Here is a 19,389-nt window from a genome sequence, read left to right as displayed (position 1 = left end):
AACGACACCGGTGAGACGGCTGATGGGGCACGCGAGTATTCGCGTGCCCCATCTCCCCCGGCCGTCATGGTCGCCTGCCGATCTCAGCCCTTGGTCGCACCCGCCATCAGGCCCCGCACGAAGTACCGCTGCAGGGCGAGGAACACGATCACCGGCACGATGAGCACGAGGAACGCACCCGCCGACAGCAGGAACCATTGGTCGCCCCACGAACCCGACAGCGAGTTCAGCGTCTGCGTCATCGGCAGCGACGACGTCGGCGCGAAGATCGTCGCCACCAGCAGGTCGTTCCACACCCAGATGAACTCGAAGATGGCAAACGCCGCGAGCGCGGGTCCCGACAACGGCAGCACGATCCGGAAGAAGATCTGACCATGGCCGGCACCGTCGACGCGCGCCGCCTCGATGACGTCGCCCGGGATCTGCGAGATGAAGTTGTGCAGCAGGAAGATCGCCAGCGGCATCGCGAAGATCGTGTGCGCGATCCACACGGTCGCGAAGCTTCGGTCGACCTCCCTCATCTCGAGGCCGGGGAAGATCGCCACGTCGCCGATCTCGAGTCCGCGTGAGAAGAGCGTGAGCAGCGGCACGAGTGCCATCTGGATCGGCACGATCTGCAGTGCGAACACGGCCACGAACAGGAATCCGCGACCCTTGAAATCCATCCACGCGAACGCGTAGGCGCCGAGCGCCGCGACCGCCAGAGCGAAGAGGGTCACCGGGATCGTGATCGCCAGGGAGTTGAGGAACGACTGCCCCAGCGTCAGCGCGGTGCCGCCCGAGGTCAGCGCCGCCTGATAGTTCCCGAGGGTGAAGTCGGGGTCGGTGAAGACGGTCCACCATCCCGTCGCCGCCGAATCCGCGCCGGGACGGAACGAGGTGATGAGAAGGCCGAGCGTGGGGATCGTCCACAGGAACGCGATGGCGATCGCGATGATCGTGGCCAGGGGCGAGCTCAGCCGCTTCTGCGCCTGGGACTCGAGGCGGCGGGTCTGGCGATCGACCTTGCGCGCGGCGCCTTTGTCGAACCGCGGCGTGGTCTCGGACTCGACGGCGGTCATCACCGCACCTCCCTCTGCTTGCGCAGCTGTCGCACGTTATAGATCAGCAGCGGAGTCACGAGCACGAAGATCAGCACGGCCAGCGCTGCCGAGTGTCCGAAGCTCTGGAACCGCTGCTGCTGGTTGACCATCTCGAATCCCAGCACGGTCGAATTCGACCGACCGCCGGTCATCACCGCGACGATGTCGTAGAGCTTCAGGGCCGCGATCGTGATGGTCGTCAGCACGACGACGATCGACGTGCGGATGCCCGGAACCGTGACGTTGATGAATCGCTGCCACGCCGAAGTGCCGTCGAGCTGGGCCGCCTCGAGCTGCTCGACCGGCACGGCCTTGATCGCCGCCGACAGCACCACCATGGCGAATCCGGTCTGCGCCCAGACGAAGACGAACAGCAGGCAGAACGTGTTGACGAGGGGCCAGATGTCGAGCCACCGCACCGGGTCGCCGCCGAAGGCGACCACGATGGCGTTGAGGAGGCCGATCTGCTCGCCCTGGCGATAGTCGTAGACGAACTTCCAGATGATGCTCATGCTGACGCCGGCGAAGGCGAACGGCACGAGCATCAGCACCTTGAGGATCCGGTCGCCGCGCGCACGCTCCATGAAGGCGGCGTAGCCGAGGCCGAGGATCGTCGCGAACACCGGTGCGAAGATCGCCCAGATGATCGTGTTCACGATCGACCAGAAGCCTTGGGGGTTCGTGAAGGCCCAGACGTAGTTCTCGAGACCGACGAAGTTGTCACCCGACTTGTCGTAGAACGACTGGATGATGGTCGCGATCGAGGGGTAGACGAGTCCGACGAGCACGAGGATGGCCGCCGGCGCCATGAAGAGGGTGAGCTGGAAGAGATACCCCGCGCCTTGCCGGGCCCTGTAGTCGGCGAAGAACAGCAGGCCGCCGGCGATGAGTGCGATGGGGATCACGAAGAGCACGGCGCCCTGGTAGGGGCGAAGCATCATGAACGCGAGGAACGGGATCGCGAAGCACGCCACGAGCCGCAGCCAGAAGTACCCACGGCCCTGGCGGGGCGCGTATTCGATCAGCACGAGCAGGATGGCGACGACCACGCCGAAGACGAGGAGCACGACCGGGATCTGCACGAGAGGGTGCAGGTTGCCGATCCACTGGAAGAACGCGTTGAGCGAGAAGCCCAGCGATACCGGCCGCGGGTCCTCGGGCTGAGGGCTGAGGAGCAGGAAGACGATCAGCGCGGCGATGACGATGATCCCGACCGTGACGACCAGCCGCGTTGTCCGCGCCGACGGCGGCTTCCTCCCTCCGCGTTCGGGCGGCGCGGGCGGTGCGCCTTGCGTCTTCTCTGCCGATGTTGCGGTCTGAGACATGGTCTGCCTTCCCCCGTCGACGCCGACGGATGACGTCACCCCGGCGCCGGGCCCGCGCAAGCGGGCGGGCCCGGCACCGGAGTGCGATGGGTCAGTTCTCGTAACCTGCCTGGATGTCTTCCAGGACCTGCGGCGTCGGCTTGCCGTCGATCCAGTCGACCATCCCTCGCCAGAACGATCCCGATCCGACGGTCGCCGGCATGAGGTCGGAGGCGTCGAAGCGGAAGGTCGTATTCGGGTCCTGCACGATCTCCATCACCTCAGTCAGGAACTCACTGGAGGCCAGAGAGGGGTCCGCACCCGAGTTGGCCGAGACGACCCCGCCCTCGGAGACCCGAGCGTCCGCGTACTCCGGCGTCGACATGTACTCGAGTACCGCCTGCGTGGCGGCGTCGTCCGAGAAGGCAGTGACGAACTCGCCACCGCCTGCGACGGCCACCTCACCTTCCTCGAGCCCCGGCAGGAGGAACGCGTAGACGTCGCCATCGGGAGCGATCGTGGGCGTCTCGCCCTCCGCCGTCTGCACCGCGAGGAAGTTGGCGGCAAGGAAGTTGCCCTGTTGCGTCAGGGCGCAGGTCCCGTTCGCCACCGCGGCAGCGATGGGGTCACCGAAAGCAGTCGAGTTGATGCTCTTGATGTCGCCGAATCCGGCGTTGACGTAGTCCGGGTTCTGAAGGATCTCGCCGACCGAGTCGAATGCCGCCTCGATGTCAGGATCGGTGAACGGCACCTCGCCGTTCGCCCACTCGTCGTAGACCTCGGGACCCGACTGACGAAGCACGAGGTTCTCCACCCAGTCGGTTCCGGGCCAACCCGACGCCGCCTCAGACGAGAATCCGGCGCACCACGGGGGCTGGCCGGTGGCGTCTCGAATTGTCTGGGTCAGGGTGAGCACCTCGTCCCACGTGGTGGGCACTTCGACTCCCCACTCCGCGAACTTGGCGGGCGAGTAGAAGACGTAGCCCTTGAGGTTGGCGAGCATCGGCGCGGCATAGAACGTGCCGTCGAACGAGCCGTACTCCTTCCACGCCGGCGACCAGTACTCCTCGACGTTTGCCGTGACCTCCTCGGTCGCCTCTTTCACCTCGCCCGTCTCGATCAGGGACCGCAGCAGACCGGGCTGTGGAACGATCGCGATGTCGGGGGCCGAGCCACCGGCGACCTTGGTCACGATGTTGCCCTCGAAGCCCTTGTCACCGGTGTACTTCACGGTGATGCCGGATTCCTCGCCGTACGCGTCGAACACGCGCTGAAGGGCGTCCGCCTCCGTACCGGTGATGCCGCCCGAGATCTCGACGGTCTCGCCCTCGACCGAGCCGTCGTCGTCGCCTTCGTCGCCGCCTTCTGCGCAGCCGGCGAGTGTCAGGGCCGCAATCGTGGCGACCCCCAGTGCGATGGTCGCGCGGGAGCGCGATCGCAGTGCAGTCATTCTCTGCCTCCTCATTGAAGTCGCGGAGAACCGTCGCGGACTCCGCACATTCGTATCGGGAACCGATTCCATGCTCACGCTAGGGGATGCGCGAGAGCGACACAATCTCTCTGGGTCACAACTCGATAAACGGCGATCTTCCGCTGGCGCTTCTCTGCGCGCCGGTGCACAATGGCGCTGGAACCGGTTCCAGTTTTCCCCGGCGACGGCGACGTACGCGGGGCGCGAGGAGGGGCCCGATGGCGGGGATCGCGGACGTGGCGCGGGCCGCCGGCGTGTCGAAGTCGACGGCGTCGCGTGCGCTGACCGGCGCGGGCTATGTGTCCGGATCCACGCGGGAGCGCGTCCGAGCCGCGGCGGCCTCCCTCGGCTACGTGCCCACCACGAGTGCCGTGAGCCTGGTGACCGGCCGCACCCAGACGATCGGGGTCGTGATGCCCACGCTCGACCGCTGGTTCTTCGCGCAGGTGCTCGAGGGGATCCAGGACGCCCTCCGCGAACGACACCTGGACCTGGTGCTCTACGGCGCTCCCCCTGAGTCGGCGGCGCGGCGCGAGATGTTCGAGCACTTCCTCGCCCGCAAGCGGTTCGACGGACTGATCGCGGTGGGCATCGAGCCGAACGCCCGGGAGCTCGAGCGTCTGATGGCGTTCGGGAGGCCGATCGTGAGCGTGGGCGGCTACGACGCGGGCACGAACGCCGTGTCGATCGACGACGAGGCCGCCGGGCGCATCGCCACCGATCACCTGATCGGCCTGGGTCACCGCAGCATCGTCTTCCTCGGCGGCGACCCCGACGGCGCTCGCACCAGCCTGGGCGACGAGCGCCGGCGTGCGGGCTACCTCGCCGCCATGCGGGACGCGGGGCTCGAGGCATCCGCTCGCCATGTCGAGTCCGAGGTGACGCTTCCCGGCGGCTACGGCGCGGCGGTCGATCTGCTGGGCGACCGGCGCACCCGGCCGACGGCGATCGTCGGCGTCTGCGATGAGGTCGCCGTCGGCTCCATCATCGCGGCGCGGCGACTCGGCATCCGCGTTCCCGAGAACCTGAGCGTCGTCGGCATCGACGATCACGCCTACGCCGACATGTTCTCGCTCACCACTCTGCAACAGCGGCCGCACCAGCAGGGCCGCGCCGCGGTGCAGCTGCTGATGTGGCAGCTCGAGGATCCCGCGGCGCCCGCCCATCGCGTCTACGAAGCCTCTCCGCTCGTCGTCCGCAATTCGACCGCGCCGGTGAACGACGACGCGTCCGCCGTCATCGGCGTCGGCCGCCGCGCCGGACGGTGATTCAGAGCATCCCGAGATGGCGGAAGGTCTTCGCCTGCCACGCCACCTGCTCCGCGGCATCCTCGACGCCCTCGACGACGCGGAACGTCTCACCGGCTTCGGACGTGGTGCGTACGAGTTCCGGCGAGACGGGCGTCGGGGGCGGGCCGGTGATGATCGCCTCGAGCACGCGGGTGAAGGCGCCCGTCCGGTGCAGGGGCGCGGCGAGCTCCGTGCCCGACCGCACGTGAGAGACGAGGTCGGCGAGCAGACCGGTGCGCTCGAACGCGAACGTGCGCGGAAGTCCGATGCCGTCGCGGAAGACGTGCAGCGTGTCGAGGGTGTAGTGGTAGACCAGGTGGCCGCGCGTGCCGCGCACGAGCACGTACGGCTCATGCCGTCGCGGCGCCGTCACCGCGAGCCCGGCCGCCACGCGCACGCCGCCGTCCAGCTCGACGACGAGCGAGGAGGTGTCGTCGGTCTCGATGTCATTCGCACGGCGGAGGTCCGCGTCGATCGAGACCACGTCGGCGGGGGTGTGCGCACCGGCGATCGCGAAGGCCGTCTGCAGCGCATGCGCCAGAGGATTCGTCACCACACCGTCGGCGGCCAGTCGTCCGTCCAGCACACGATGCCCCGCCCAAGGCGCGCGACGCCAGTACTGCTCCGACCTCGACCACAGGCCGACCGCGCCGTAGTGGAGGACGTCGCCGATGACGCCGGATGCCGCGAGCTCGGCCGTCGCCGGGACTCCACGACTGCCCAGCGACTGAAAGCCCACCTGCACGGCGCGGGACGCGGCATCCGCGGCGCTCGTCAGGGCGAGGTGGTCCGCGACCGATGGCACCGGCGGCTTCTCGAGCAGCACATGAGACCATCGCGCCACCGCGCGCAGCGACAGGGCGGTGTGCGTGGGGATGGGCGTGCTGAGGACCACGATGTCGAGGCCGGCGTCGTCGATCATCGCGGCCGCGTCGTCGTAGACGCGCACCCCGGCGGGAACGTCGCCGCCGCCCCGGGGGTCGGCGACGGCGACGAGCTCCACGTCGTCGGCGAGCGCGAGCGTCGCGCCGACGTGGCTTCTGCCGTGCCCGTGCACCCCGGCGATGCCGACGCGGAGGCGTTGCGTCACAGTCCCGCCTCGGCCCGCAGCGCCGGAAGCGCCCTCTCGACGGCGGTCGCGTCGGGAAGCTCCTCGTCGAGCACGAACGCGGTGAGCTCGAGATTGAGCTCGCCGCCCTCGGGGATGACATGCGGCGCGTCCCATGCGACGGCGGGCCCGGCGCCCAGATACTCCGCGAAGCGCACGAACCACGGCAGCGGCTGCGGCCCCTGCGCCAGCACGACGGTGGTCGCGCGATCAGGGAACGAGAAGGCCAGCCACGGCGTCGCGGCGCCGTGCACGTCGCGCTCGGTGTCGCCGGCCGGACTGAACACCCGTGCGATCTCGGGCGCGAACCGCCAGAAGATTCCGCCGTACCCTGCGCCTTCGCGACCGTTGGTGGCCGGTGATCCGAAGGTGATCGCGTCGAGAGTGGCCTTCAGGTGGCTGCGCCAGCGCAGCGCCCAGCCGTTGGCGAGCTCGGCGGAGCGCAGCTCGCGCACCTCGACCAGCTGGGTGTTCCCGTGGTGATCGACCCAGCTGAGGCGTTCGTCGAGCGAATGTCCCTCGATGCGAAGACGGTCGCGCCGCTGCCGGCCGTGGTTGGGCACCATGATCGAGCCCTCGCCGCGGACGTAGGTGCGGCCGCCCCAGTACGACGTGCCGTTGACGTCCGGGATCGCCAGGCTCACCCCCAGGTGGTGCGGGTGGTCGGTGGGCTCGGTGACCGAGAGGGGCGTGCCGGTGCGCGAGACGACGCTGTCGAGGAAGGGCCGGGGCGACAGCACGGCGTCGACGCTGGTGCCCTCCTCGTACTGCGCGACGACGGTCGACCCGAGACGCAGGACAGGACGCGCCGGACCGACCCAGCCACTGGCGTGGGATGCCGGACCCGAGCTGCGGCGCGGCACCAGGACAGGGCGATAGAACAGCGGGTGCCCCGCGCGCTCCCCCTCGAGCGCCTGGCGCATGCGGTTCCACGCCTGGCGCCCGATCTCGATCCGCGGCACCGACATCGTGGTCAGCGGCGGAGCGGCGAACCGCGACTGCGGGATGTCGTCGATGCCGACGATGGACAGCTGCTCGGGAACCTCCACGCCGACCTCGCGCAGCCGCGACAGCAGCCCCAGGGCGACGAGGTCGTTGAACGCGATGGCCGCTGTGGCACCCGTCTCGAGCACGGCGTCGGCGGCGTCGTAGCCGGCCTCCATGCTGGATCCGGCCGGGATGGTGAGGAACTCGAGGTCGGGGTACTCGCGGCCGAGTTCACCGAGTCCCTGCGCACGCTGCTCGTTCGCATAGCTGAGCGACGGGCCGGCGACGTAGGCGATCCGGCGATGACCGAACCCCCGCAGGTGCACGCCCAGCTCTTTGACCGCGGTCACGTAGTCCACGGAGAGCTGAGCGGCGGCGGAGTCGTCGACGCGGCGGTTCACCACGACGACGGGAGTCGTGCGCTGGATGAGGTCGCGCAGCTCGTCATCCGGCATCCGCGGTGAGACCAGCACCAGCGCGTCGCATTTGCTGCGCGCCTCGCTCGCGATCTCTGCCTCCACGCCGACCGCTTCGGCGCTGTCGGCCACGAGCACGCGGTAGCCGTCGCGGGCGGCAGCCACGGTCAGGCCCTTGAGCACGCCCTGGAAGAGCGGGTTCTCGAGGTCGGGCACCAGGAGGGCGATGGTGTGACTGCTCCCCCGCACCAGACTGCGCGCGGCTTCGCTGGGCGAGTAGTTCAGTGCGGCGATGGCGCGATTGACCTTGGCGACGATCGCCGGGTCCACGGTGGCGACGCCGTTCAGGACGCGCGACACCGACGCCTGCGAGACACCGGCGTGCTGCGCGACCTGCGCCATTGTGATCGGGCGCGACGTGACCTCGGTCAACGCGACCTCCTCCCTGTTCCATCATGAGCGTGACTAGGTGCGCTCGGGCGCATCCGCGCTCGGCGTGGCCGCCCGGGACCGGGCCCCTCATCACTTCGGCCCGGTCCCGTGCGGTTCTTCTGACGTCCGGCCGCGCACTCGGGTGCGCGCGCCCGGCTCGTCGGCTAGATGGCGGCGTCGTCGAGAGCCTGCTGCAGCTCTGCGATGAAGCTCGCAGCAGCGTCTTCCGGCGTCAGCTCGCCGAACAGCACGCGCTGGGTGTGCTGGTCGATGATCGTCTCGATGGCCCCGCCGCCCGGCGGGGTCGCCGGAGCCGCGTCGCCGACACGCGGTGCGATCGCGTCGAGGAAGTCCACGACCTCCTGGTTGACCTCGTCGAGCTTGGGCGTGATGTACTCGCGGATCTTCTCGTTGGCCGGCACCCCGCGCTCGGCGAGCAGCAGGTCGGCGGCCTCCTCGCTGTTGGAGAGGAAGTCGAGGAACAGCGCGACCTCGGCCGGGTGCTCGGACTTGGCCGACGCCGACCAGAACATCGACGGCTTGTAGTACGCAGCCTTGCTCTCGCCCTCGTCGGGGGTGGGAACCATCAGCGGTTCGAGGTTCTGGCCGCTGGCGTCGCGGAGCGCGGCCACCTGGTTCGACCACCACGGGCCGAACGCGGACTGGTTCGTCGCGGTGAACGACTCGGCCAGACCGGCCGACTCGCGCTCGATGGTGGCCGACGGGTCGGGCGTCCCGCCCGCTTCGGTCACGTCCAGCAGCAGCTGCCACCAGTCCGCGAGGGTCTCCTCGCTCGCGGTGACCTCGGGCGAGCCGTCCTCGGCGTACAGCGACTCCCCGTGCTGGCGCAGCCAGTTGTTCAGGCCGCCGTCCTCGAAGCCCCACGACTGCGAGCCGATGACCGCGCCGCCGCTGGCCGCGGTGATCTCCTCGGCGAGCTCGGTGAAGTCGTCCCACGACCAGGTCTCGTCGTCGGGCAGCTCGATGCCCAGGCTCTCGAGCAGGTCGGCGTTCGCCATGTAGGTGTACGTGTTGATGCCCACCGGGATCCCGTACTGCGTGCCGTCGAGGGCGCCCGTCCCGAGGACCGATTCGGGGAAGTCCTCGGTGGGCAGCGCGTCGCCGAGCGTGCCGAGGTCGAGCAGGACGCCGTTGGCGGCGTAGGTCGACAGCTGCTTCTCGTCCATCTGGATGATGTCGGGGGCGTCGCCGGCGGCCACGGTGGTCGCCAGCTTGTCCCAGTAGCCGGCCCAGTCGGTGTACTGCGGCTCGATGGTGATGTTCTCGTGCTCCGCCTCGAAGGCGGCGATGAGCTCCTCGGTGATGCCGTGGCGGACGTCGTTGCCCCACCAGGTGAAGCTGAGCGTCACGGGCTCGTCGGACAGCGTCGGGCCGGTGGCAGGCGTCTCCGTCGTCCCCGCGCATGCCGTCAGCGTCAGCATCGTCGCTGCGCCGACGGAGGTCAGCAGCAACCAGCGCGGTGCGGTTGTGGTGCGTCGCATGTCTTGCATCCTTTCGACCGAAGTCGGTGAGTGGGTGTGGTGCGTGTGATGAGGGTGGGCCGGGAGGCCCGCGAAGCAGTGCGTGACGCGTGCGTCACTTGATCCCGGTCGTCGCGATCCCCTTGATGAGGAACTTCTGGCCGAACAGGAAGATCAGGAAGATCGGGATGAGCGAGACGACGCTCATCGCGAACATCTGGGCGTAGTTGGTGGAGCTCTGGGCGTCTTCGAACGACCGCAGCGCCAGGGGGACGGTGTACAGCTCGGGTTTGGTGAGGAAGATCAGCTGCGAGAAGAAGTCGTTCCAGGTCCAGATGAATGTGAAGATCGCGGTCGTCGCGAGCGCCGGCACCATCAGCGGCAGGATGATCTGCAGGAAGATGCGCGGGTGGCCGGCGCCGTCGATCCGGGCGGCCTCGTCGAGCTCCTTCGGGATGCCGCGGATGAACTGCACCATCAGGAAGATGAAGAACGCATCCGTGGCGAGCAGTTTGGGCACGATGAGCGGCAGGAAGGTGTTCACCCAGCCGAGCTGGGAGAAGAGCACGTACTGCGGGACGATGATCACGTGGATGGGGAGCATGATGCTCAGCAGCATCACCGCGAACCAGAAGCGCTTGGCCGTGAAGTGCAGCCGGGCGAAGGCGTACGCTGCCATCGAGCACGACACCAGGTTGCCGACGATGCACCCGATCACGATGATCGCCGAGTTCCACATGTAGACGTTGAACGGATACGCCAGTGCGTTCCAGCCGTCGGTGTAGTTCGAGACCTCGAAGCTGTCGGGGATGATCGACGGGTCGCGGAAGATCTCGTCGTTCGGCCGCAGCGAGCTGACCACCATCCAGATCACCGGGTAGAGCATCACCAGCGCCAGTGCGATCAGCAGCGTGTGGCGCACCACGCTTGCGAGCGGCTTGCGGAACGGGCTGCGTCGGCGCGAGCGTGACGGGCGACCGGTGACGATGGTCTCGGTCGCGAGCGGAGCCGCCATGGCGGTGTCGTCAATCTTGGTCATCGTAGAAAACCCAAAACCTCGAGGTCCAGAACATCAGGACGGTCAGAATGCCGATGATGATCAGCAGCAGCCACGCCATCGCCGAGGCGTAGCCCATGTTGTAGTTGGTGAAGCCCTGCTGGTACAGGTACAGCGTGTAGAAGAGCGTGGAGTCGACCGGGCCGCCGGTGCCGCCCGAGACGATGTAGGCCTGGGTGAACGACTGGAACGTGCCGATCAGCTGCAGCACGCCGTTGAAGAAGATGATCGGCGTGAGCAGCGGGATCGTGATCCGGAACAGCTGCTGCCGTCGGCTCGCCCCGTCGACATCGGCCGCCTCGTAGTACATCGTGGGGATCTGGCGCAGGCCGGCGAGGAAGATCACCATCGGCGACCCGAACGTCCAGACGTTGAGGACCATGAGCGTGCCCAGCGCCGTGTCGGGGCTCGAGATCCACCCCTGACCCTCGATCCCGAAGACCGCCAGCACCTGGTTGACCAGGCCGTCGACGCCGAAGATCTGGCGCCACAGGATCGCGATCGCGACGCTCGCGCCGAGCAGCGACGGCAGGTAGAAGGCCGAGCGGTAGAACGCCAGGCCGCGCAGCCCGCGATCGAGCACGATCGCCAGGAAGAGCGCGACGGCGAGCTGGAGCGGGAGCGACACGAACACGTAGGTGAAGGTCACCTGCAGCGCGTTGTGGAGGCGCTCGTCCTGCCACATGCGGGCGAAGTTCTCGAATCCGATCCACTTCGGCGGGCTCAGCAGGTTGTACCGCGTGAAGGAGAGCCCGAACGAGGCGATCATCGGGCCGATCGTGATCAGGGCAAGGCCGACGAACCAGGGCGCCAGGAAGAGATACGCGGCCCTGTTCTGCTTCTTGCCGTCGGATTTCGCCGACTTCAGCTTTCCGAGCTCGCTGATCGCGCTCATGCGGCGGCCCCGCGATCGCGGCGGCGAGGCCGCGTTGTCGGGCGGTGCAACGTTGTCACCGTGTCCTCCGGTCATCGTCGTCGATGGGTGAGAATGCGCTTTCTGGAATGCGCTTTCTCAGTATGCCCACATCGGATGCTGGAGCGCAAGCACAACCGGAAATTCAGGCATCGGTCGTGATGAAACCGTGAGAAAGGGATTTCGCGGACATCGCGAAGTACCGCAGCATTGCGCAGCCCGGGCGTGACGAAGGCCCCGGATGCGCAGCATCCGGGGCCTTCGAGAAGTACAGCGAGATTACTTGAGGGTAACCGTCGCGCCAGCCTCCTGGAGGGCTGCCTGAGCCTTCTCGGCGGTCTCCTTGTTGGCGCCCTCGAGGACAGCCTTGGGAGCACCGTCGACGACGGCCTTCGCCTCACCGAGGCCGAGCGAGGTGAGCTCGCGGACGACCTTGATGACCTGGATCTTCTTGTCGCCGGCGGCCTCGAGAACGACGTCGAACGAGTCCTTCTCCTCGGCCTCTTCGGCAGGGGCACCACCGGCGGGGGCGCCGGCAGCGGCCACGGCCACGGGGGCGGCAGCGGTGACGTCGAAGGTCTCCTCGAACGCCTTGACGAACTCGCTGAGCTCGATGAGCGTGAGCTCCTTGAACTGGTCGAGCAGCTCCTCAGTGCTGAGCTTTGCCATGATGATTCTCCTTGATAGTGGTTTCGCTATGCCGGGGCCCGATGTCAGGCCGCGGACTCCTGCTTCTCGCGCAGCGCGTCGACCGTGCGAACGGCCTTCGACGGCAGCGCAGTGAAGACGTAGGCCGCCTTGGTCAACGAGGCCTTCATCGCGCCGGCGAGCTTCGCCAGCAGGACTTCACGGCTCTCGAGGTCGGCGAGCTTGTTGACCTCGTCCGCGCTCAGGGGGTTTCCGTCGAAGAAACCGCCCTTGATCACGAGAAGAGGGTGTGCCTTGGCGAAGGCACGCAGGCCCTTCGCGACGGCGACCGGGTCGCCGTGCACGAACGCCACAGCCGACGGACCCTTGAGGTCGTCGTCCAGCGACGTGATCCCCGCGTTGTTCGCGGCGATCTTGGTCAGCGTGTTCTTCACCACGGCGTACTCCGCGTCCTGACGAATGCTGTTGCGCAGCTCCTTGAGCTGGGCAACCGTCAGACCGCGGTACTCGGTCAGCAGAACGGCGGTCGAGTCCTCGAAATGCTTCGTGAGCTCGGCGACCGATGCTTCCTTCTGCGCCATGGCCACTCCTTGTGTGTACGAGACGCTCCACGATGGCGGGGCGTCGGCCTCGGCATCCGGTCATCCATCGCTTCACGGCAAAGAAAAAGCTCCGGCGCAAGCGCACGGAGCAATGAAGTTCGTGACACCTGCGCGGGCCCCTGCGATGCAGAGCTTCGATCTCCGTGCACTTGCGCGCACAGCGATGACCAGCGGTCTTCGGCTCCGATCAGTGTACGGGATGCCGCGGAGCGCGCCAAATCGCGCCCGAGACTCGGCCGTCAGCCGAGGTCGGCCGTGACTCCGCGCTCGACGAACAACGCCGTCGCCTCCGCGCGACCGCTCGCATTCAGCTTGCGGTAGATGCTGGCGACGTGGAACTTGACGGTGTTCTCGCTGATGCCGAGGTCCTCGGCGATGCCGCGGTTGCGCCGGCCGGATGCCAGGAGCTGCAGCACCTCGAACTCGCGCGGTCGAAGGTTCCACGCCGCGGCGACCGCCGTCGTATGCGGAGGATCGAGCGGGATGACGATCGACATCTCGGTGCCCCATCCCGGTGTGGCCTCTACGCTGAGGCGACCGTTGAGAGCGTGCACGCGCTGCCGTACGAGCTGCAGCTGGGTCGAGGCGTCCGTGAGATCCCCGGGACCATCGTCGCGCATGCTGATCAGCAGGTTGGTGCCGTCGCAATCCCACTGCACGCGCACGCGGCCGACTTCCGGCCGGTCGACGAGGGCGAGGATCGACCCGCGGACGACCGCGCGTGCGCCATGGGCCACCTCGCTGGGCAGGGGACGGCCGTCCAGCGGGGGCTCGACGAACTGCACGTCGAGATCGCGGTATCGCACCAGCGGACGGAGATCGTCGCGGAGGCGCTCGAACGCGGTCGTGACCGGCTCCTCCGTGAAGGTGCGCACGCGATCGCTGGCGGTGCGAAGGTGCACCATGCCCTCCGCCGCGATGCCTGTCGCCGTCGCGCGTGCCGCGCGATCGTCGAGATTCGCCGAGCGCAATGCGGCGAGCACGGACTCGAGCGTCGTGGAGTACTCGTCGGCCAGTTCGGTCAGCGCCTCCATACGCTCCCCCGACGCGGCGCGGGCTCGCTGGAGATAGTCGGGCGGTGCGGTGTCGGCGAGCTGCTGCGCGCGGAGCGCGACGAGGTTCCACGCCTGCAGCACGATGCCGTCGGTGTCGCCCGCCGACGTGGGATTCGCCATCACGAGCAGCGCACCGTTGCGCGAGAGGACCTCCAGGGTCGGGACGCGCTCCCCCGCGACCTCCAGCACGCCGCGACGTGCGGAACCGGGCGCGATCGCCCGCCGCAGCTCGTCGAGATCCAGGAAGGAGACCCCGTCGATGAAGGAGCGATCGCCCGAACCGCGTCGCTGGCCGCCGCTGGTGTCGGCGGCGAGGATCAGCAGCGCGACGTGCTCGACGAAGGCACGCAGCGCACCCGAGAGCCGGTCGGCGAGCGCGTACGCCGGCGCACTGACCACTTCCACGAGATCCCGGAGCGTCTCCTCCGTGCAGGTCGTGCCGCCGTCGGCCATCCCCTCACCCTACCGACCCACCCGTTCGGGTGGGAGAAACGGTCCTGCAGGATGATGGCCGCCGAGCCCGGCACGAGCGAGGCTCGGAACAAGCGAAGAACTGCCGAGTCAGAGGGGACGAGGATGTCGGGCAACAGAGCCGTCGCATACAAGGGTCCGGGCGTGGTCGAGGTCATCGATACGGCCTACCCCGAGTTCGAATTGAAGGACGGGCCGGGAGTCAACCCGGCGAACGTCGGCAGGAAGGTTCCCCACGGCGCCATCCTGCGCACCGTCTCGACCAACATCTGCGGTTCGGACCAGCACATGGTGCGCGGCCGCACGACGGCCCCGGCGGGACTGGTCCTGGGACACGAGATCACCGGAGAGGTCGTCGAGGTCGGTCCCGACGTGGAATTCGTCGAGGTGGGCGACATCGTCTCGGTGCCGTTCAACATCGCGTGCGGCCGCTGCCGCAACTGCAAGGAGGGCAAGACGGGCATCTGCCTGAACGTCAATCCCGATCGGCCCGGAAGCGCCTACGGCTATGTCGACATGGGCGGCTGGGTGGGAGGACAGGCGGAATACGTTCTCGTGCCGTACGCCGACTGGAACCTGCTCCGCTTCCCCGACCGCGACCAGGCACTGGAGAAGATCCTCGACCTGACGATGCTGTCCGACATCTTTCCGACCGGCTTCCACGGCGCGTACACCGCAGGCGTCCAGCCCGGCTCGACGGTGTACATCGCCGGCGCGGGTCCGGTGGGGCTCGCCGCCGCCGTGGGTGCTCAGCTGCTCGGTGCCGCTGTCGTGATCGTCGGCGACCTCAACGAAGAACGGCTCGCACAGGCGCGCTCGTTCGGGTGCGAGACGGTCGATGTCTCGAAGGGCGACCCGAAGGATCAGCTCGACCAGATCCTCGGCGCGCCCGAGGTCGACTGCGCCGTGGACGCCGTCGGGTTCGAAGCTCGTGGCCACGGCGCCGACGCCGGTCACGAGGCGCCCGCCACGGTGCTCAACTCCCTCATGGACCTCACCGCCGCTGGCGGCGCCCTCGGGATTCCGGGGTTGTACGTCACCGGCGACCCGGGCGGGATCGACGAGGCGGCGAAGGTGGGCTCGCTGTCGTTGCGCCTCGGCCTCGGCTGGGCGAAGTCGCTCTCGTTCACCACCGGGCAGTGCCCGGTGATGCGCTACAACCGTCAGCTGATGATGGCGATCCTGCACGACAAGGTGCAGATCGCCCAGGCGGTCAGCGCCACGCCCATCGATCTCGACGATGCCCCGCGCGGCTATGCCGAGTTCGACCAGGGCGCGGCGAAGAAGTACGTCCTGAACCCGAACGGCTACATCAAGGCCGCGTGACGACGCGATATCCGGATGCCTCGGCCCGAGGCATCCGTCACTCCGATGAAAGGAACACCATGTCTGTCATCCTCGAAGACGCCCGCAGGGTCATCGCCGCCGCCGAGAAGCGCGCCGACGAGATCGGCCAGCCCATGAACATCGCCGTCGTGGACGCCGGCGGGAATCTCGTCGCCCACGTCCGGCAGGACGGCGCGTGGATCGGCAGCGTCAACATCTCGATCAACAAGGCCTGGACCTCGAAGGCGTTCGACATCTCCACGAAGGATCTCGGCGAGAACGCGCAGCCCACGCAGCAGTTCTACGGCATCCACGCCACCAACGGGGGCAAGGTCGCGATCTTCGCCGGCGGGATCCCGCTCTCGCGCGACGGTGTCGTCGTGGGAGCGGTCGGCGTGAGCGGCGGCTCCGGGGAGCAGGACCAGACGGTCGCGGAAGCCGGCGCCGCCGCCTTCTGACGCGGCTCGGGGCAGGGCGCCTCACACGCCAGGGCCGCTCCGATCCGAGGCGACTCCGGTCGGGCGGACCCGGAGTCTGCGGTGAGCATCGCGACCCGATCCGGCCCGCATGTCGCGGTCTGCGAAGGTCCGTGCGGCGGCGTACGCTCGAACGGTGACACCTGAGCTCGCCGCCCGCATCGTCGCGGACTCCCGCGATCGGGTGGCGTGGGTGCGGGCGCGGTCGAGGGGCATCACGGCGACCGACGTCGCAGCCCTGACGTCCGATCGGGCGATCGCCCGCGCCGCCGACGCCAAGCTCATGGGCTCGGGATTCTCGGGCAACGCGTACACCGCCCACGGGCGGGCGCGCGAGCCCGAGATCGCCGCGTGGGTCGCGGCGACGCACGGCATCCAGCCCTCGTCCGCCCTCTTCCATGCCGTCGTCGAGAAGCGACACCTGGCAACGCCCGACGGCATCGCCGTGGATGTCGCCGGACGGGTCGTGCTCGCCGAGATCAAGACGACCAACAAGGCGTGGCGCAGCATCCCGCGCACCTATCTGCGCCAGGTGTGGTGGCAGCAGCACGTGCTGGGCGCCGAGCGCACGCTCGTCGCGTGGGAGCAGCACGACGGCTTCGTGCCGGTCGGCGACGAGCCCCGCTGCGTGTGGGTCGACCGCGACGAGACCGAGATCGCTAAGCTGGTCCGCCTGGCCACCGCCCTGATCGACGAGCTCTACCACCGCACGCAGGTGCAGCGCCGTCCCGTCGATTCCGAGCGAGGCGAGCGGATGCCGCAGCCGCCCGCTCCGCCTCGTCAGCCGTTCCGCGCGCTCGCCCTCGCCGACTGAGCGCCGTCGCACGCCGACACCCTGAACCGGCGCGCGAGCCGGCGTCACCGAAGCGTGGTGACGCGTTTCGCCGCGGCATCCCACACGCGAAGCCCCACCGCGGCCCCGCGAATGGCGGGCAGCTCGAGGATGCGCAGAGCCTGCGAGACCTGCTCGGCGTGCAGCCGCCGGGCAAGGGTGAGGTGCGGCGACCACGCGTCGGGTGCGGTGTTGGCGTAGCGCGGTTCGGCGGCTCCCGCGCCGAACGCCACCGCCCGGTGCAGCTCGAGGAGCTGCTTCGTCGCGACCACCGCTCTGGTCAGGACGAAGCGGTCGCCCCGTCCGAACACCAGGACACCGCCGAGCTCGAGCGGAAGGGGCAGCATCGCGGCGAGCGGGGCGAACGTCTCGGGCTCGACGCGCTCGCGCACCGCCAGCGTGACGTGGGGACGGTTGCTCTCGCCCTCGTGCCGCCCCGCGCTCGGCAGACCTGCGTCGATGAGTCGACGCCACTCGTCGCGCATGCGTTCATCGGTCGCGGCATCCGGAAGAACTTCGACGCTGAACACGCCCCCATACTCCCGCGGATCCACACGAAGGGGAATAGTTGACGCAGGTCAACCATTGTATATATAGTTGACTTCGATCAACCGTTGACATGAGTCAACCACCTCGCGTCACCGCTGCCGCGCCTCATCCGCACGTCTCGAAGGAACTTCATGGCAACCTCCACCACGCCGACCGGGTCGGTCGCGTCGTCCGGCTCCGCCGCCCGCCGCAAGGGCAGTGAACGCACCGAGGAGCAGCGCCGCCACCGTCGCGTCCTGCAGGCCCTCACCGGCCTTCTCCTGGGCATGTTCGTGTCGATGCTCGCCTCGACCGTGGTGTCGACCTCGCTGCCCGTGATCGTCCACGACCTCGGCGGCGACCAGGCGGCCTTCACGTGGGTCGTCACCGCGACGCTGCTGACCACCGCGATCTCGACCCCGGTGTGGGGCAAGCTCGCCGACCTGTTCAACCGCAAGCTGCTCATCCAGCTCTCCATCGTGATCTTCGTGCTGGCCACCGCCGCGGCGGGCTTCTCGCAGGACCCGGCGACGCTCATCGCCTTCCGCGCGGTGCAGGGCATCGGCGCCGGCGGTCTCGCGGCCCTCAGCCAGGTCATCATGGCCGACATCATCAGCCCCCGCGAGCGCGGCCGCTACATGGGCCTGTTCGGCGCGGTGATGGCCGTCGCGACCGTGGGCGGGCCGCTCCTCGGCGGGCTCATCACCGACACGCTGGACTGGCGCTGGAACTTCTTCATCGCGCTCCCCTTCGCCGTCGCGGCCCTCATCATGATGCAGCGGACGCTGCACCTGCCCAAGCGTCCCAAGGTGAAGGCGCGCATCGACTACGTGGGCATCGTGCTGCTGTCGACGGCTGTGTCGCTCCTGCTCATCTGGGTCACGAACGCCGGCAAGGACTACGACTGGTGGAGCACCGAGACCATCCTCATGGTCGGCGGCGCCCTGCTGGCGGCCGTGCTGTTCGTCGTCGTCGAGCTGCGCTCGAAGGAGCCGCTCGTTCCGCTGACGATGTTCAAGAACCGCACGTTCACCCTCGCCGTCGTCGCGTCGATCGCGATCGGCATCGCGATGTTCGGCACGTCGGTGTTCCTCAGCCAGTACATGCAGCTGGCGCGCGGCGCGACGCCCACCGAGGCCGGTCTCATGACCATCCCGATGATCGGCGGGCTCCTGCTCGCCTCCATCGTGATCGGAGGCCTCGTCACGCGCTACGGACGGTGGAAGCCCTACCTCGTGGTGGGCGGCGTCCTACTGATCGCCGGCTCCTACCTGCTGTCGACGATCCACTACGACACGAACTTCGCGCTCGTCTCGCTCTACATGTTCCTGCTCGGCGCGGGTGTCGGCATGACCATGCAGAACCTCGTGCTCATCGTGCAGAACACTGCGAAGCCCTCCGAGATCGGCGTGGCCAGCTCGGGCGTCACCTTCTTCCGCAGCCTCGGCGGCACCATCGGCGTGTCGGTGATGGGCGCCGCCCTCGCGAGCTCCGTCACGAGCCTCGTCAGCGACCGTCAGGCCGACATCGGCGCGGCCATCGCCGCCCTCGGCGAAAAGGGCGCCGCCGTCGCGGCGGAGCTCCAATCGGGCGCGATTCCGCAGGTGTCGGCGCTCCCCGACGGCGTCCGCGTGATCTTCGAGGAGATCTACGCGCAGGGCATCGCCAGCTCGTTCCTCATCGCCGTGCCGCTCGCGGTGGTGAGCCTCATCGCGATCCTCTTCCTGCCGAACGTGCCGCTCACGCACATGACGACGAGCGAGCGTGTGGCGGCGAGCGAAGCCGACCTGGCCACGGTCTCGACCGCCGAGGGCATGCAGTCGCTGACCGCGACCGGCACGGTGCGCACCGGGGATGCCGCGACTCCCGCCGAGGACGCGGTGGACCGGGCTGCGCCCGCTCGGCGCTAAT

Annotated in this window: 17 protein-coding genes; 5 read left to right on the top strand and 12 right to left on the bottom strand. The window is 68.5% G+C overall.

Annotated features, from left to right (window positions below; all coding sequences use genetic code 11):
- Window positions 1-83 precede the first annotated feature (83 nt).
- From WYM_RS00160 to WYM_RS00150, 3 genes are all read right to left on the bottom strand, one after another.
- Window positions 84-1,061, bottom strand: coding sequence for a carbohydrate ABC transporter permease (locus WYM_RS00160; RefSeq protein WP_019178792.1), 978 nt, complete (start codon window positions 1,059-1,061; stop codon window positions 84-86).
- A complete protein-coding gene (locus WYM_RS00155) occupies window positions 1,061-2,407 on the bottom strand; it encodes a carbohydrate ABC transporter permease (protein WP_019178791.1) in 1,347 nt (448 codons plus the stop codon). The genes WYM_RS00160 and WYM_RS00155 overlap by 1 nt, the downstream gene beginning before the upstream one ends.
- Window positions 2,408-2,498: 91 nt before the next feature.
- The gene (locus tag WYM_RS00150; protein ID WP_019178790.1) at window positions 2,499-3,836 is read right to left on the bottom strand and encodes an ABC transporter substrate-binding protein; all 1,338 of its coding nucleotides are present in this window, start codon (window positions 3,834-3,836) and stop codon (window positions 2,499-2,501) included.
- Between the two features lie 239 nt (window positions 3,837-4,075).
- Between WYM_RS00150 and WYM_RS00145 the strand changes: the two genes are divergently transcribed.
- On the top strand, window positions 4,076-5,125 hold the full coding sequence (locus tag WYM_RS00145) for a LacI family DNA-binding transcriptional regulator (RefSeq protein ID WP_019178789.1): 1,050 nt from the start codon (window positions 4,076-4,078) through the stop codon (window positions 5,123-5,125).
- Between the two features lies 1 nt (window position 5,126).
- Here WYM_RS00145 and WYM_RS18815 read toward each other — a convergent pair whose 3' ends face one another.
- The 8 genes from WYM_RS18815 to WYM_RS00105 all read right to left on the bottom strand — a co-directional run bounded on the left by WYM_RS18815 (window position 5,127) and on the right by WYM_RS00105 (window position 14,298).
- Complete coding sequence (locus tag WYM_RS18815; protein WP_019178788.1) at window positions 5,127-6,236, bottom strand: Gfo/Idh/MocA family protein; 1,110 nt, start codon at window positions 6,234-6,236, stop codon at window positions 5,127-5,129.
- Window positions 6,233-8,089, bottom strand: a complete 1,857-nt coding sequence (locus WYM_RS21895) for a DUF6807 family protein (RefSeq protein ID WP_019178787.1) — start codon at window positions 8,087-8,089, stop codon at window positions 6,233-6,235. The genes WYM_RS18815 and WYM_RS21895 overlap by 4 nt, the downstream gene beginning before the upstream one ends.
- A gap of 164 nt (window positions 8,090-8,253) precedes the next feature.
- Window positions 8,254-9,591, bottom strand: a complete 1,338-nt coding sequence (locus WYM_RS00130) for an ABC transporter substrate-binding protein (RefSeq protein WP_019178786.1) — start codon at window positions 9,589-9,591, stop codon at window positions 8,254-8,256.
- Between the two features lie 94 nt (window positions 9,592-9,685).
- Window positions 9,686-10,609 carry a carbohydrate ABC transporter permease gene (locus WYM_RS00125; RefSeq protein WP_026059420.1) on the bottom strand — a complete coding sequence of 308 codons (924 nt, stop codon included), beginning with the start codon at window positions 10,607-10,609 and terminating at the stop codon, window positions 9,686-9,688.
- Entirely contained in the window at window positions 10,596-11,522 is a 927-nt protein-coding gene (locus tag WYM_RS00120; RefSeq protein WP_026059419.1) for a carbohydrate ABC transporter permease, read from the bottom strand. The genes WYM_RS00125 and WYM_RS00120 overlap by 14 nt, the downstream gene beginning before the upstream one ends.
- Window positions 11,523-11,819: 297 nt before the next feature.
- A complete protein-coding gene (gene rplL, locus WYM_RS00115; RefSeq protein ID WP_019178783.1) occupies window positions 11,820-12,209 on the bottom strand; it encodes a 50S ribosomal protein L7/L12 in 390 nt (129 codons plus the stop codon).
- Between the two features lie 44 nt (window positions 12,210-12,253).
- Window positions 12,254-12,769, bottom strand: coding sequence for a 50S ribosomal protein L10 (rplJ, locus tag WYM_RS00110; RefSeq protein WP_019178782.1), 516 nt, complete (start codon window positions 12,767-12,769; stop codon window positions 12,254-12,256).
- Between the two features lie 260 nt (window positions 12,770-13,029).
- Complete coding sequence (locus tag WYM_RS00105; RefSeq protein ID WP_019178781.1) at window positions 13,030-14,298, bottom strand: LuxR C-terminal-related transcriptional regulator; 1,269 nt, start codon at window positions 14,296-14,298, stop codon at window positions 13,030-13,032.
- 123 nt (window positions 14,299-14,421) lie between these two features.
- Between WYM_RS00105 and fdhA the strand changes: the two genes are divergently transcribed.
- The 3 genes from fdhA (at window position 14,422) to WYM_RS00090 (ending at window position 16,932) form a co-directional block, all read left to right on the top strand.
- Window positions 14,422-15,642 (top strand): formaldehyde dehydrogenase, glutathione-independent, encoded by a 1,221-nt coding sequence (fdhA, locus tag WYM_RS00100; RefSeq protein ID WP_019178780.1) that lies wholly within the window; start codon window positions 14,422-14,424, stop codon window positions 15,640-15,642.
- A 59-nt stretch (window positions 15,643-15,701) separates the two neighbouring features.
- Complete coding sequence (locus tag WYM_RS00095; protein WP_019178779.1) at window positions 15,702-16,100, top strand: GlcG/HbpS family heme-binding protein; 399 nt, start codon at window positions 15,702-15,704, stop codon at window positions 16,098-16,100.
- 154 nt (window positions 16,101-16,254) lie between these two features.
- Window positions 16,255-16,932: a YqaJ viral recombinase family protein gene (locus WYM_RS00090; RefSeq protein WP_026059418.1), complete on the top strand. Its 678-nt coding sequence runs from the start codon at window positions 16,255-16,257 to the stop codon at window positions 16,930-16,932.
- A 44-nt stretch (window positions 16,933-16,976) separates the two neighbouring features.
- Here WYM_RS00090 and WYM_RS00085 read toward each other — a convergent pair whose 3' ends face one another.
- The gene (locus WYM_RS00085; RefSeq protein ID WP_019178777.1) at window positions 16,977-17,480 is read right to left on the bottom strand and encodes a 2'-5' RNA ligase family protein; all 504 of its coding nucleotides are present in this window, start codon (window positions 17,478-17,480) and stop codon (window positions 16,977-16,979) included.
- A 150-nt stretch (window positions 17,481-17,630) separates the two neighbouring features.
- Between WYM_RS00085 and WYM_RS00080 the strand changes: the two genes are divergently transcribed.
- On the top strand, window positions 17,631-19,388 hold the full coding sequence (locus tag WYM_RS00080) for an MDR family MFS transporter (protein ID WP_019178776.1): 1,758 nt from the start codon (window positions 17,631-17,633) through the stop codon (window positions 19,386-19,388).
- Window position 19,389 lies beyond the last annotated feature (1 nt).

The organism is Microbacterium yannicii PS01 (assembly GCF_000304335.1).
GTDB classification, from domain to species: domain Bacteria; phylum Actinomycetota; class Actinomycetes; order Actinomycetales; family Microbacteriaceae; genus Microbacterium; species Microbacterium yannicii_A.
The sequence above is the reverse complement of the archived record's forward strand: the minus strand, read 5'-3'. Positions and strand labels throughout refer to the sequence as shown.

Coding starts and splice junctions, on each gene's coding strand:
- WYM_RS00160 (WP_019178792.1), bottom strand. CDS start 1,061: ATGACCGCCGTCGAGTCCGAGACCACGCCGCGGTTCGACAAAGGCGCC.
- WYM_RS00155 (WP_019178791.1), bottom strand. CDS start 2,407: ATGTCTCAGACCGCAACATCGGCAGAGAAGACGCAAGGCGCACCGCCC.
- WYM_RS00150 (WP_019178790.1), bottom strand. CDS start 3,836: ATGACTGCACTGCGATCGCGCTCCCGCGCGACCATCGCACTGGGGGTC.
- WYM_RS00145 (WP_019178789.1), top strand. CDS start 4,076: ATGGCGGGGATCGCGGACGTGGCGCGGGCCGCCGGCGTGTCGAAGTCG.
- WYM_RS00130 (WP_019178786.1), bottom strand. CDS start 9,591: ATGCGACGCACCACAACCGCACCGCGCTGGTTGCTGCTGACCTCCGTC.
- WYM_RS00125 (WP_026059420.1), bottom strand. CDS start 10,609: ATGACCAAGATTGACGACACCGCCATGGCGGCTCCGCTCGCGACCGAG.
- WYM_RS00120 (WP_026059419.1), bottom strand. CDS start 11,522: ATGAGCGCGATCAGCGAGCTCGGAAAGCTGAAGTCGGCGAAATCCGAC.
- rplL (WP_019178783.1), bottom strand. CDS start 12,209: ATGGCAAAGCTCAGCACTGAGGAGCTGCTCGACCAGTTCAAGGAGCTC.
- rplJ (WP_019178782.1), bottom strand. CDS start 12,769: ATGGCGCAGAAGGAAGCATCGGTCGCCGAGCTCACGAAGCATTTCGAG.
- WYM_RS00105 (WP_019178781.1), bottom strand. CDS start 14,298: ATGGCCGACGGCGGCACGACCTGCACGGAGGAGACGCTCCGGGATCTC.
- fdhA (WP_019178780.1), top strand. CDS start 14,422: ATGTCGGGCAACAGAGCCGTCGCATACAAGGGTCCGGGCGTGGTCGAG.
- WYM_RS00095 (WP_019178779.1), top strand. CDS start 15,702: ATGTCTGTCATCCTCGAAGACGCCCGCAGGGTCATCGCCGCCGCCGAG.
- WYM_RS00080 (WP_019178776.1), top strand. CDS start 17,631: ATGGCAACCTCCACCACGCCGACCGGGTCGGTCGCGTCGTCCGGCTCC.